This is a genomic window from Chryseobacterium rhizoplanae (assembly GCF_900182655.1).
GTDB lineage: Bacteria > Bacteroidota > Bacteroidia > Flavobacteriales > Weeksellaceae > Chryseobacterium > Chryseobacterium rhizoplanae.
On sequence record NZ_FXTC01000006.1, the window covers coordinates 56595 to 70553 of the forward strand.

10 protein-coding genes are annotated in these 13959 nt (G+C 36.1%); 9 read left to right on the forward strand and 1 reads right to left on the reverse strand.

Annotated features, from left to right (window positions below; genetic code table 11):
* Positions 1–30: 30 nt before the first annotated feature.
* Positions 31–2820 (reverse strand): TonB-dependent receptor, encoded by a 2790-nt coding sequence (locus tag FN817_RS14315; RefSeq protein WP_142718556.1) that lies wholly within the window; start codon positions 2818–2820, stop codon positions 31–33.
* A gap of 324 nt (positions 2821–3144) precedes the next feature.
* Here FN817_RS14315 and FN817_RS14320 point away from each other — a divergent pair, with 324 nt between their 5' ends.
* The 9 genes from FN817_RS14320 (at position 3145) to FN817_RS14360 (ending at position 13371) form a co-directional block, all read left to right on the forward strand.
* Complete coding sequence (locus tag FN817_RS14320; RefSeq protein ID WP_002977493.1) at positions 3145–3819, forward strand: response regulator; 675 nt, start codon at positions 3145–3147, stop codon at positions 3817–3819.
* A 48-nt stretch (positions 3820–3867) separates the two neighbouring features.
* Positions 3868–4899 (forward strand): sensor histidine kinase, encoded by a 1032-nt coding sequence (locus FN817_RS14325; protein ID WP_142718557.1) that lies wholly within the window; start codon positions 3868–3870, stop codon positions 4897–4899.
* Between the two features lie 134 nt (positions 4900–5033).
* Positions 5034–5630: an IS1096 element passenger TnpR family protein gene (locus FN817_RS14330; RefSeq protein WP_047420987.1), complete on the forward strand. Its 597-nt coding sequence runs from the start codon at positions 5034–5036 to the stop codon at positions 5628–5630.
* A 414-nt stretch (positions 5631–6044) separates the two neighbouring features.
* Positions 6045–7394: an alpha-amylase family glycosyl hydrolase gene (locus FN817_RS14335; protein ID WP_142718558.1), complete on the forward strand. Its 1350-nt coding sequence runs from the start codon at positions 6045–6047 to the stop codon at positions 7392–7394.
* Between the two features lie 140 nt (positions 7395–7534).
* Positions 7535–7975: a GreA/GreB family elongation factor gene (locus FN817_RS14340; protein ID WP_142718559.1), complete on the forward strand. Its 441-nt coding sequence runs from the start codon at positions 7535–7537 to the stop codon at positions 7973–7975.
* Positions 7976–8110: 135 nt separating this feature from the next.
* Positions 8111–8905, forward strand: coding sequence for a thymidylate synthase (locus FN817_RS14345; RefSeq protein WP_142718560.1), 795 nt, complete (start codon positions 8111–8113; stop codon positions 8903–8905).
* A gap of 216 nt (positions 8906–9121) precedes the next feature.
* Positions 9122–9340, forward strand: a complete 219-nt coding sequence (locus FN817_RS14350; RefSeq protein ID WP_142718561.1) for a hypothetical protein — start codon at positions 9122–9124, stop codon at positions 9338–9340.
* Positions 9341–9364: 24 nt separating this feature from the next.
* On the forward strand, positions 9365–11875 hold the full coding sequence (locus tag FN817_RS14355; protein WP_142718562.1) for a M1 family metallopeptidase: 2511 nt from the start codon (positions 9365–9367) through the stop codon (positions 11873–11875).
* A 167-nt stretch (positions 11876–12042) separates the two neighbouring features.
* Positions 12043–13371: a hydroxymethylglutaryl-CoA synthase family protein gene (locus tag FN817_RS14360; RefSeq protein ID WP_142718563.1), complete on the forward strand. Its 1329-nt coding sequence runs from the start codon at positions 12043–12045 to the stop codon at positions 13369–13371.
* Positions 13372–13959: the final 588 nt, after the last annotated feature.

Here is a 13959-nt window from a genome sequence, read left to right on the forward strand (position 1 = left end):
AATTATTTATTAGATTATTTGTTGAGTGAATTAAAAATTGTATCCCAGTGTTAAACTGATATTGGTTCCTGAAAGTCTTTCAATAGCAAGAGCATCTTTGCTGTCATACTTACCGTTGTCATTCAGATCATGGTAGAATTTAGCACGACGGTTCAGGATATCTGAAACATTCAGCTTGATTTCTCCTTTGTTGCTCCAGATTTTTTTTGCAAGCTGGAAATCCAGAAGAGGTCTTGGTGCTTCCCAGATTGGTGGTACCTGATCGTTTCCTACGTAAAGGATTCTTCTTCCAATCATGTTGAATAATACCGTAGAAGACCATCCTGATTTTTCAGTATCATACTGAAGGCTTACGTTCACAGTATACGGAGATTGCCCCTGCATTGGTCTGTCGATCTTAGTCGCTTCGTCTGTTACTTTGTTCCAGATTCTGGCAACGTTTCCTCCTAATGTGAAGTTTTTAAGCGCAGAAACAAAATCAAGTTTCTTTCTGAATTCTGCCTCAATTCCATAAGCATCAGCTTTATCTACGTTCAGGTAGTTGAAGGTATTACTCGTTCCTACCCCTGATTGGTTGAAGTATAATTCGATCGGCTTTTTGAAGTTTTTATAGAAACCTGCCACAGAGATAATTTCCCCGTTTCTTGGGTAATATTCCCAACGAACATCGGCACTCGTGATTTTTGTTCTTTCAATAGATTTGTTACCAATTACAGTAGCTCCAAGATCAAAATCATAATATGCTAGAGGAGAAACCTCTCTAAACTCCGGTCTTACAACAGTCTGTGAACCTGCAACACGGATGTTCATTTTAGGATTTACCTTGAATGTTAAGTTTACAGCAGGTAAGAAATCTGTAACACGGGTGTTGACAAAACGGTCATCACTTTTCTTCGTGCTTCCTACCAATTGGTCAAAGTTTTCAACTCTTAATCCCCAAACTGCTCTTAACCATGGTGTAAAGTTGTTGTCGAACTGTAAATACCCGGCGTTAAGGATTGTATTGGCAATATATCTGTACTGGTTTCCTGCAATCTCGTCAAATGTAAATCCACCGTTACCTCCGAAGTTTTCAGGATTGAAGATCGTTTCGAAAGGCTGGGAAAGCAATCCCTGGTTGAATTTTTCAAGTCTTACAGAGAAAGGTCTTGAGTTATATATTCTGTCTTTTACCTGGAATAAATACCCTCCTTTGATCGTTTGTTTCTGACCAAACATGGTAAATGTTTTGGAGATATCACCTCCTGCATTATACAGATAGTCACTTAAAGTAGAGTAGAATACACTTCCTGATTTTTGAGAAAGACCATTGGAAATCAATGCTAAATAAGGGCTTCCTGGCATGTTTGTGTATTGGTTATACTGCAAACGCTGTAACAAAGGAATATACTGATCCAGGATCCCGAAGCTTCCGTACCAGTTTACAGTAAGGCCGCCAAGAACATCAATTTTGTGGTTACCGGTAAGGGTAGAGTTATAGAAAGTGGTTTCTTTAAATCCTATCTCTCTTGCCATAATATTTGTTCCGTTGATCGGATCAAATTCAAAGTCCTTTCCTGTTCTGAAGGACATGTGGTTCACCGTATTATTAGTGATAATATTCTTTAAGGAAATTTTATTGTTGCTGTTCAGCTTTAAAGCTAAGTTCAACATTCCTCCTAAAATAATATCATTGCTGTATTTTTCTGTAAAATAATCGAAGTTGGTATCAGCAAGCTGGTCATTGATCGTAAAGAAACGGTTGGTAGACTCAGTTCTTCTTTTGTTATTGCTATAGTTTAAAACAGCAATTACCCCTAAATCTTTTCCGAATAATTTGGTGTTGAAACCTCCGTCAAGCTGTAAGCTTAAGTTTTCAGGATAACCAATACTGTTGTATCCTAAATTCTTTGTAAATCCTTTACCAATATCTGTTTTCTGATCTTCAGTCAGAATGCTGAAAGCATTTTTTGCAGGCATATTGGTTGGCAGCTTTCTGTACCCGTCATCAATTCCTAAAAAGTCCCATTTTCCACCTTTCTGCATATGGAATTCCTGCCCCATAGTAGCAGTGTTTCCTCCTACACCTACCTGTACGTTGAAGAAGTTTTTATTAGGAATATCCTTTGTGTTTACCTGAATCAATGCTCCTCCCCATTCACCGGTATATTCCGGAATGAAAGTTTTGTTGATAACAAGGGTTTCGATAACGTTGGCTGGGAAAAGGTCAAAAGAGAAAGTCTTTCTGTCAGGCTCTGTACTGGATAACTGAATACCATTCAGCATCGCCTGGTTATAACGGTCTGATAAACCTCTTACTACAATATATTTTCCTTCAGATAAACTCACCCCGGAAACTCTTTTCAGAACTTCCCCCGTGTTTCTGTCCGGACTTCTTTTAATAGCTTCAACCCCGATAACCTGAGAAACTACACCGGCATTCTTCTGTAGTCCGATAGTAGAGGCTATGGTTTCTTTTCTTGCGTTTGATTTTATGACAACCCCCTCAATTTCTTTTTCTTTGGTTGATGGCTTATCCAGAACAATATCAAGGTGAGTGTTACCTTCATTTTTGATAATAACCTCGCTGATCTCTTTTCTGTTGTATCCATTGGAGCTTACCGTTACAATGTAATTGGCGCCAGGGGAAAGGTTGATAGAGTAGTATCCGGAAATGTCAGTTGTTACCTCCTGTCCATTTACTTTTACTTTTACCCCTTCTATAGGAGTGTTATCTTTCTCGTCCAATACCCTACCTTCCAAAATCTGACTTTGTGCAAAAGCATAGCCAGCAGAAAACAAGGCAAGTAGCATGATGCTCTTGTGGAGTTGTTTTTTCATTTTACTTCTTTTACTTCTTTTTCAAGGGCAAAATAAAGGCTAAGTTTTTAAGAAAACTTTAGGAGAATCTTAATTAATTGTGAAGTTTGTATTAACAGATGAATGAAATTTATAGTTATTGATGTTTAATTTATATAATTGTATTTTTTGTTTTAAATTTAATTTTTGTTTCGTATATTTGATTTATGTGTATTTATTATTTAATTTTTTTATTGATTTTATAATCTGATGCTAAAATGTATTTTTTTAATAATTAGTTAACATTTGGCAGATAGATGAAATCAATGGAAATAATTAATTTTGTGGGAATTCTTAAACTAGAAGATGAGCAAAAAAATTCTTTTAATAGACGATGAACTGGACATTTTAGAGATTCTGTCTTACAATTTGGAAAAGGAAGGGTATGATATCTATACGGCTACTAATGGTAACGAAGGTATAGAAAAAGCAAAGGAGATTGTTCCGGACCTTATCTTATTAGATGTCATGATGCCTGAAAAAGATGGTATAGAAACCTGTCAGGAACTTCGTAAAGTGAAAGAACTTCAAAAAACACTTATTGTGTTCCTTTCGGCTAGAAGCGAAGAGTTTTCTCAGCTAGCAGGTTTTCAGGCGGGTGCCAATGACTACATCGTAAAACTGATCAAACCAAAAATCCTTATCTCTAAAGTAAACGCATTATTACAGCTGACCTCTCAGGTTTCTGACAATGCAAAACTAATTGAAATCGGAGACCTTGTTATCGACAAAGATAATTTCAGAGTTTCCAAAAGCGGACAGCAATTTCTTCTTCCTAAAAAAGAATTTGACTTGCTTTACCTTTTGGCTTCCAATACTGAAAAGGTTTTCAAAAGAGAAGAAATTCTTGAAAAGGTTTGGGGGAATGATGTGATTGTTGGTGAAAGAACAATCGATGTACATATCAGAAGGTTAAGAGAAAAATTAGGAATCAATACGATTCAGACATTAAAAGGGATTGGGTACAAACTGATCGTTTAATTATTTTAGAATCTTAACTTTACGTTCAATCATTAAAACGTTGTAAAATTGAAATTTTACAGACTTACCCTCGTTGCCTCTTGTCTGCTGACACTGGTAATGCTTCTTTTGGTGGTCGTCTTCGATTCACTGAAAGATATCTATTATAAGACCCCTTTGTTCAAAACGGGTCTTTTCATCTGTATTATTCTGATCTTTATGATCAATTGCGTAGTATTGGAACTTCTTTTCAATTATTACAGCAGAAAACAGGTAAAAGGTCTTTCAGGATTTCTGCCGCAGGAAATTGTTCAGAATCAGGATGAAAATATTACCATCAAAGAATTAGGAGAAAGATTTTCAGATCTCAATCAGCAGCAGGTGTCAGAAATTGACATGATGAAAGAGATGGAAAGCTACCGTAAAGAATACATCGGGAATGTATCCCACGAACTGAAAACTCCTTTGTTTTCTATTCAGGGATATGTAGAAACCTTAAGAGACGGTGGCGTAGACAATCTCACCATCCGGGACAAATACCTGGAAAGAATTGACAAATCTGTTGAGAGACTTATCGCGATTGTAACAGATCTTGACATGATCAACAGGCTGGAAGCAGGCGAGATCAATCTTACCGTTTCAAAATTCGATGTCAACCTTCTCATTAAAGAGATTTTCGATCTGCTTGATCTTGAGGCTGAAAAACGAAATACTACATTACAGATCCAGACCCTTCATCCACAGATTTTTGTGGAAGCTGATAAACAGAAAATTTCCCAGGTTTTTATTAATCTTATTTCCAATGCGATCCATTATGCCAACAGACAGGAAGCAAAAGTAATCGTAAAGACCAGTATCCTCAAAAATAAGGTGCTGATTGAAGTAATAGATAACGGAATGGGAATCAAGTCTGAGATTCTTCCAAGGATCTTCGAAAGATTTTACCGTGTGGAAACCAGCAGAAGCAGAAGAGAAGGAGGTTCAGGGTTGGGATTAGCCATCGTAAAACATATCCTTGAAGCACATAACGAAAATATTACTGTAGAAAGCGTGTACCTTGAAGGGACGAAATTTAGTTTTATGCTCGAAAAAAGTAAATAATTCCGGCAAAATGTAAGGAAAAAAAATAATTTAAAAAATCCTGAAATATTTTTTTGTCACATGTCATTTATTATATATTTGCACCAGAGATTTATCATAATTATAAAGGCAAAAAAGTAATTTAAGAAACTGATATGGTTTACAAAATCCGCGTAATATTAGATGCGAAAGAAGATATTTTCCGTGATGTAGAAGTTAAGGGAAAACAAACGTTATGGAACTTACACTTAGGAATTAAAAGTGCATTCAGTCTGCAGGGAGATGAGCTTTCTACTTTTAATCTGTTAGAAAATGACGGAACAATCGTAAAAAGTGTCCCATTGGAAGATATGAGTGATGATGGTGATGGTGAGATTATGTCAGATGTTTACATTGATGAAGCTTTTGAAAGTGTAGGCGACAAAGCACAGTTCCAATATGGGCTTCTTGACCTTTGGGAATTTTTCTGTGAACTTGTAGAAGTAATTGAAGAAACGAAAGGAGTTAACTATCCTATCACAGTATACAGATTCGGAAACGTTCCGTTGAAGGCCCCTAGCAAAAACGGAAGTGCCGGAGGATCCAAAAAGAAATCAGCAATGCCTTTGGCAGATGATGAGTTTGGTTTTGATGAAGACTTTGTATCAGGAGGAAACTTTTCAGATGAAGACGACAGTTTCGATGATGAGGAAGAAGAAGACTACAATGACGATGTCTTTGATGATGAGGATGACAATGATGACGAAAGATAGTCAATACAATATACTGGCCCCGGATTTTAATCCGGGGCTTTTTTTTAAATGCTAAGGGTAAAACAGCATCATTTGAGGTTCGGGAAGTCTATTTGGAGGTCTTGAAGTGCTCATGCTAGGTCTTCAGGTTCTATTGACAGGTTGAGAACACCAAATCTCTGGTTGAAGAACCGTAAAAGAAGAGTTACAAATAGATTCGGATGAGTTTATAACCTCGAAAGTATATTCTGATACCATAAAAGAAGGTTCATATGAAAAAGACAGAATAGTGTTTTCTCCATAACGGTTGGGTTTTTTGAAAGATTTTAAAATAAAAAAGAAAATCCACCGGATACCATCAAAAAGTCTGTTCATCTGTCCGCAAATTTTGCCTTTTCCCAAAAAACAATCCTTACTTTTGTTAAAAATAGTTTAATGAAAAAATTAATTTTGTTAGCTGTAATTGGTCTGGGAATTGTTTCCTGTACCACTCGAAAAAATACCAGGAAAATGACAGAACTGCCAAAAGATTGGAAACATAATACAAATATCTACGAAGTAAACATAAGACAATATACCCAGGAAGGAACTTTCAAAGCGTTTGCAAAAGAAATGCCCCGCCTGAAATCTATGGGAATAAAAACCCTTTGGTTTATGCCCATCACACCCATTGCCCAGCAGAATAAAAAAGGAAGTATGGGAAGCCCTTATGCAGCTTCAGATTATACTTCCATCAATCCTGAATTCGGAACACTGCAGGATTTTAAAGATATGGTGAATGAAGCACACAGATTGGGATTCAAAGTAATTATAGACTGGGTGGCCAATCATACAGGTTGGGATCATGTATGGACGAAAACTCATCCCGAATTTTATCAGAAAGATCCGGACGGAAAATTCCATATCGCTTCCGGAATGGATGATATTATTGAGCTGGATTATAAAAATCCGGAAATGCGTCAGGCTATGATAGATGCCATGAAATTCTGGGTGCAGGAAACCAATATTGATGGTTTCAGATGTGATCTCGCTTCATGGGTAGAAGTAGACTTCTGGGTGCAGGCCCGTCCCGAAGTGGAAAAAGTAAAACCTCTTTTCTGGCTGGGAGAATTTGACGAGCTGGAAAGCCCTGAATACGGTAAAGTTTTCGATGCCAGCTATTCCTGGAAATGGATGCATAAATCTGCTGATTATTATAAAAAGAATGAACCTCTTCAGGAATTAAAAGATCTTCTGAGACAATATTCCAATATCGGAGATGCTTCAATGAGAGCATGGTTCACTACAAACCACGATGAAAATTCGTGGAACGGAACCGAATATGAAAAATATGGAGTCATCACAAAACCTATGGCAGTATTCTCTGCAACATGGAATGGTGTTCCGCTATTGTATTCAGGGCAGGAACTTCCGAATATGAAAAGACTTGAATTTTTCGAAAAAGATGTCATCAAATGGACAAATACTTATCAGGTTGCCGATTTCTATAAAACATTATTAGATCTAAAAGCTTCCAATCCGGCCTTACGAGGAGGAGATGCTAACGTAACGACTTATCTTCTCAACACGACAGCCAATGATAAGATTCTGGCCTACGTAAGAAAAAATGGAAACGACGAAGTATTGGTGGTTTTAAATATGTCGAAAGAACCTGTTAACTTTTCAATTGAAGATGACCATGTATCCGGAACATTCAGAAATGTTTTTGATAAAACCAAAAGAGATTTCAGTCATGGAAAAGACTTTAGCTTCAAAGTTTCGGATTATGCCGTATTTGAAAAATAATATTTAAATCTTCGGCTTATATTTTAATCTCTTAATGAATAGTCACTAAGCAGTACCTAATTCCCCTCCGCTGGAGGGGTGTCAAAATCTATGATTTTGACGGGGTGGTTTACCAGGTACAATAAAAATCCATCATTACAATGAACAAACAGGAAATAATCAATATAGTTAAAACAAAAGCATCCGATAAAATCCAGTATTTTGAAAACCTTATTGCAGAAACACGGGCTTCCAATAACGATACGAAAAGTTCAATGGGTGACAAATACGAAACAGGAAGAGAAATGCTTCAGCAGGAAATTAATAACCTGCAGAGACAGCTTAACGAAGTACTGAATCAGCTGACTGTTTTACAGAAAATAACTTCAGACCCTTCAGAAAAAGTTCAGAACGGAGCTTTGGTGAAAACCAATAAAGGATTGTTTTATATTGCTGTTTCCATGGGCGAAATTGTTTCAGAGAAGCAGAAAATCATGACGGTTTCTGCAGAATCTCCCTTGGTAAAAGTGATGTATGGTAAAAAAGCAGGAGAGTCATTCACCGTCAATACCATTCATCAGACCATTGAAAATATATGGTAAAATTAATATGGGTTAGATGACAGATATACAGTTGTTTAATAGAAAATAGACATCAGGCCTATAAAAAGCATTCATAAAAATGAGTGCTTTTTTTGATGGTTTTTACTAAATTTGAAACTTAAAATCTCATTCAAAATGCAAAACTACCTGGACCTTTTACAGCATATTTTAGATAACGGAACTGATAAAACTGACAGAACAGGCACTGGAACAAGAAGTGTTTTCGGATATCAGCTGAGATATGATCTGTCTAAAGGATTCCCTTTGGTAACGACAAAAAAAGTGCATTTGAAATCTATTATCTACGAGCTTCTTTGGTTCCTGAAAGGAGATACCAATATCAAATACCTTAAAGATAACGGAGTAAGCATCTGGGATGAATGGGCTAATGAAAATGGAGATTTGGGACCGGTTTACGGAGCGCAGTGGAGAAGCTGGAGCGGTGCAGACGGAAAGGTTGTGGATCAGATTACAGAAGTAATTGACCAGATTAAAAAAAATCCGGATTCCAGAAGACTGATTGTCTCTGCCTGGAATGTTGCAGAAATTCCCAATATGGCTTTGGCACCTTGCCATGCCTTGTTTCAGTTTTATGTAGCAGACGGTAAACTTTCCCTGCAGCTTTACCAGAGAAGTGCTGATGTTTTCCTTGGAGTACCCTTCAATATTGCGAGCTACGCATTGCTGTTGATGATGGTAGCGCAGGTTTGTGATCTGGAAGTGGGAGATTATGTTCACAGTTTCGGAGATGTTCATATCTACAATAATCACTTTGAGCAGGTCAACAGACAGCTGAGACGAGAGCCGAGAGCGCTTCCGACAATGAAACTGAATCCGGAAGTTAAAAATATCTTTGATTTTGATTTCGAAGACTTCAGTCTGGAAAATTATGATCCACATCCGGGAATCAAAGCGCCTGTGGCGATTTAATATCCTTATATCACTTTAATTTTTTTATTTTCTTCTATTACTTTAAAGTTAATAGATGGCATTATCTGTGCTCATAAGTTTGGGAATAAGAATATAAACCCTTAGTACACTTTCTTTGGCAATTGTTTCTTACATTTGAAAGAGCAATTCCTGGCCATTTAATCGAGATACATGGTGGGTTGCAGATCATAAATTTCAAATGCTTAAAAGTACATCATGAAGTATTTAAAAATTAATATTGAAGAAAACGCAGACATTGAGGCGCTGAAAAATGCAGTACTTCAATTAAAAGGAGTCGCTTCAACAGAAATAGTGGATGATGAAAATCCGGAAAGTGAACTTAAAAAAGCTTTTGCAAAGACAAAGGAACAGCTTAAAAAAGGGGACTATGAAACCTTAGTGAATGATATTTTCGATATCATCATAAAAAAATAATTCTAAAAATAATAATGTAGACAGATGAGAAAGGCCATTTTATCAATTGCTATACTCGGGATTTTATTTTCCGCCAATGTATCAGCACAAACCGAAACTTCAGGAAGGGAAAAAGTTTACAGAGCTACTCCCACCAAAGTAACGGAACTTAAACACACAAAGCTGAAAGTAAATTTCGATTATCAGAAAGAACAGATGAACGGGGAAGAATGGCTTACTGCTTCACCTTATTTTTATGCTGCAAACGAACTTACGCTTGATGCAAAAGGAATGCTGATTCATGAAGTAGCTCTTGATAATAACGGAAAGAAATCTCCTTTGAAATATGATTACAAAGATGATGTCCTGAAGATCAGCCTTGATAAAACATATCAGAAAAATCAGGAGTATACAGTCTACATCAAATACACATCCCGTCCGAATGAAGTAAAGCAACAGGGAAGTATGGCTATCAATGATGCAAAAGGACTTTATTTTATTAATCCTCAGGGAACAGATCCGGATATACCTACACAAATCTGGACACAGGGAGAAACAGAATCTTCTTCTGCTTGGTTTCCTACTATTGATAAACCTAACCAAAAGACAACACAGGAAATCTATATGACGGTTCCTGATAAATATGTAACCCTTTCCAATGGCCTTCTGAAAGAATCAAAAAAGGAATCCAACGGGCTTAGGACAGATCACTGGGTGATGGATAAAAGACATTCTACCTATCTTTTCTTTATGGGAGTAGGTGAATATGCTATTGTAAAAGACAAATGGAAAAATATTCCTGTTGATTATTATATTGAAAAAGAATACGAGCCTTACGCCAAACAGATCTACGGAAATACTCCGGAAATGATTGAATTTTTCTCCAAAAAACTGAACTATGATTATCCATGGGCAAAATATGCGCAGATTTCAGGAAGAGATTATGTAAGTGGAGCAATGGAAAATACCACAGCAACCCTTCATGGAAGTGATATCCTTCAAAAACCCGGTCAGCTTATCGATGAAAATACATGGGAAGATACTATTGCCCATGAATTGTTCCATCACTGGTTTGGAGATCTAGTTACAGCAGAAAGCTGGAGTAATCTTACAGTCAATGAATCTTTTGCGAACTATTCCGAATACCTTTGGAATGAATATAAATACGGAAAAGATCAGGCAGATTATCACCTGATGACTGATGTGAACAACTACCTTCACAACCCATCAGACTTTAATAAGAATCTGGTAAGGTTCAATTATGAGTCCCGTGAAGATGTTTTTGACCTGGTGACGTATCAAAAAGGAGGAGGTATTTTAAATATGCTGAGAAACTATCTTGGAGATGATGCCTTCTTTGCAGGAATGAATGATTACCTGAAAACCAATGAATATCAGAATGCAGAAGCTCATCAGCTGAGACTGTCTTTTGAAAAAGTATCAGGGAAAGACCTGAACTGGTTCTTCAACCAATGGTATTTTGGAAGCGGAAATCCGAAGATTAATTATACCTCTACATTTGAGCCTGTGAAAAAACAGGTTGCTGTTACAATAAACCAAACCCAGGAAAAACCATTTGAATTTCCTCTGGCTATAGATGTATATGACAACGGAAAACCTAAAAGATACAATGTCTGGGTAAATGCAGAAGCAAAAAATACATTCAGTTTTGATGTTTCTAAGACCCCTGATCTGATAAATATTAATGCAGACGGTGTTTTATTAGCCGAAATCACGGATACAAAAACTCCTGAACAGAACCTGATGCAGTTTACAAACTCTAAAGAGTTTAAAAGCAGATATCTTGCTTTAACGGGAATCAAAGATCAGGCTGGAAAAAGTCCTGCATCAGTAAAATTATTGGCTGCCGCATTGAAAGATCCTTTCTTCAGAGTAAGAATAAAAGCTTTGAATTTAATAGACCTCACTAATCCTGAACAAATGAAGGCGCTAGGTGCTGAAGTTGAAAAACTGGCTTCCAATGATCCTAAAACATTAACACAGGCGGCGGCTATTACGGCTTTAGGAAAAACAAAAGACAAAAAATATCTTCCTTTATTTGAAAAAGGAATGAATGCCGTTTCCAATGCTGTGAAAGGAAGTTCAATGAGTGCACTTCTTTCTATTGATCCGTCAAGAGCAAATAGCCTGGCAGATAAAATTGATATGAAAGGAGCATCGGATGAACTGCAGGCACAGTTGCTTCCAATTATTGTAAAAAACAGAATTACTTCTCAGATAGAGAATATTGCTCCTCTTGCCACCTTTTATCCATTTATTAAGTTCCAGAACCCGGAATTAGGGAAAGCAGCAGAAGATGGTTTCAACTGGATCATGACTTCCGATAATCTGAAAGCAACAGAAAGTATTACGAAAATTGCAGGATATGCCAAGAACCAGATGGCAGACAATCCACAGGCTAAAATGATGATGGTTCAGATGCTGAAAGATGGCTTAAGCAAAAAAATGGAACTGCTGAAACAGAATCCACAAAATGCAGCGAGCATTAATAAACAGATTGATGTCCTCAATAAAGCGATTGAGAATTATAAATAAGTAGATAAAGCCGGCAGAACTGTCGGTTTTATTTTTTTTCTTATTCGGCTAATAGATTGAAATATATTATAAAACGTACAGTATTTTGATAATATTGTAAAAATTGGTATTTTTCACAGTTGTTTTTTGCATTATCTTTCATAAATTCGTTTAAAATTTAGACAATTATGAGTTTTGGAATTGAGGCAGCGGGCTATTATGTGCCTGGTTTATATTTGGAGATTAAGGACTTAGCGGAAAAAAGAGGAATAGAACCAGCGAAATTGGAAAAAGGCTTAGGTCTTCATAAAATGGGACTTTCTGATGTTCACGAAGACGCAGCAACCTTTGCAGCAGAAGCATTACTGAAGCTTATACAAGATTATCATATCAATCCTAAAGAAATAGCCAGAGTATATCTGGGAACAGAAAGTGCTGTAGATGCAGCAAAACCTACGGCATCTTATGCAGTACAAATGGTAGAACAGGTGTTGGAAGAGGAGTTTGGAACCAGATGTTTCAGAAACTGTGATGTGCTGGACATGACTTTTGCGTGTGTAGGAGGTGTAGATGCACTGCATAATGCCCTTGATTTTGTAAGGGTGAATCCTGATAAAAAAGCAGTAGTGATTGCCAGTGATTATGCCAAATATGAATTGGCCTCTTCAGGGGAATATACTCAAGGAGGAGGAGCGGTTGCTCTTTTGATTTCTTCACAGCCTGATCTTCTTGAAATTGAAAATAACTGGGGAGTTGCTTCAGAAAGTGTCTTTGATTTTTTCAAACCGAGAAGAACCTATAATAAAGAAGACCTGAAAGATGCTCCGGAAACATATCCTGAAAAAATTGAAATTTTTACGGATGAACCTGTCTTTGACGGACAATATTCTAACCAATGCTATCAGGATAGAATAAAAGAAGCTTACCATCATTATAAAGAAATAACAGGACAGAAAAAACCTTATGAAAACTGGAAGTATATTATTTTCCATCTTCCGTATGCTTTTCACGGGAAAAGAGTTTTTACTGAAATCTATAGCTTGGAGAATGGTATGTCCTATGAAACAGCAGAGGAACAGAAAGCCGTTGCAAAATCTGAAGACTATTTAAAATTAATCAGCCAAAAAATAGAAAAAACCCAGAGAGCTTCTTCGGAAATAGGGAATATGTACACCGCTTCTATTTTTATGGCCTTTCTTTCGGCATTACAAACTTCTTTTAACGAAAATGAAGAACTTTCAGGGGAAGAAATTGGCTTTGTAGGCTATGGAAGCGGATCGAAATCAAAAGTGTTTGCAGGAAAAGTTTCTGAGAACTGGAAAAAAGTAGCAGAAAAATGGAATGTATTCGAAAATTTGAATCAGAGAACTGCTGTAAATTTTGAAACCTATGAAAAACTTCACAGAAAGCAACTGAAAGAATCTGTAATCAGAAATTATAAAGGATTTGGACTTGTTTCTATTGAGACTGAAAATCCGGTTTTAGTCGGAGCGAGATATTACAGTTATCAGAAGTAAGATTATCTTATTTATCATATAAAGCACCTCTCTTTTGGGGTGCTTTACTTTTTTATACATGCAAAAACGGGGAATGCCTTTAAAATTTCTAAGGTTGAATTATTTTTAATTTTAAGAGAGAAATGGTTAATAAATTACATGTATTATCACAGAAAATTTTACTGGTTTTAATCGAATTCTCTATATAGTATATTAACGGTTTTTTATTTTAATCTGAATATCCCTGTCTTGAAATAAGGGGTATCTGCCTTTTAAAGTGCCTTTTTTATGTAAAATTTAAGAAAATAAGGCGTTTTTTTCTCCATTTTAAAGGCAATTAAGAATTTATTCGTTTGATTATTTTCGTTAATAGTAATATTTTATGTTTATTTTTTTAACTATTTATTTAAAATTAATGAAAGTTGATTTTAATTTTAAAATTTATTAAAATTCCGTTAATGTTTAAATTGACTTATTTTTTGTTAATTTTTTAAATACAATTAAAATGATTTTACACCATTTTTTAAGTATAGGTGTGAATCTGCCCGTTCTGGAAGCCTGTTTTCAGCGTTTAATGAATTGATGGTATAGATATTTATCGACATATTT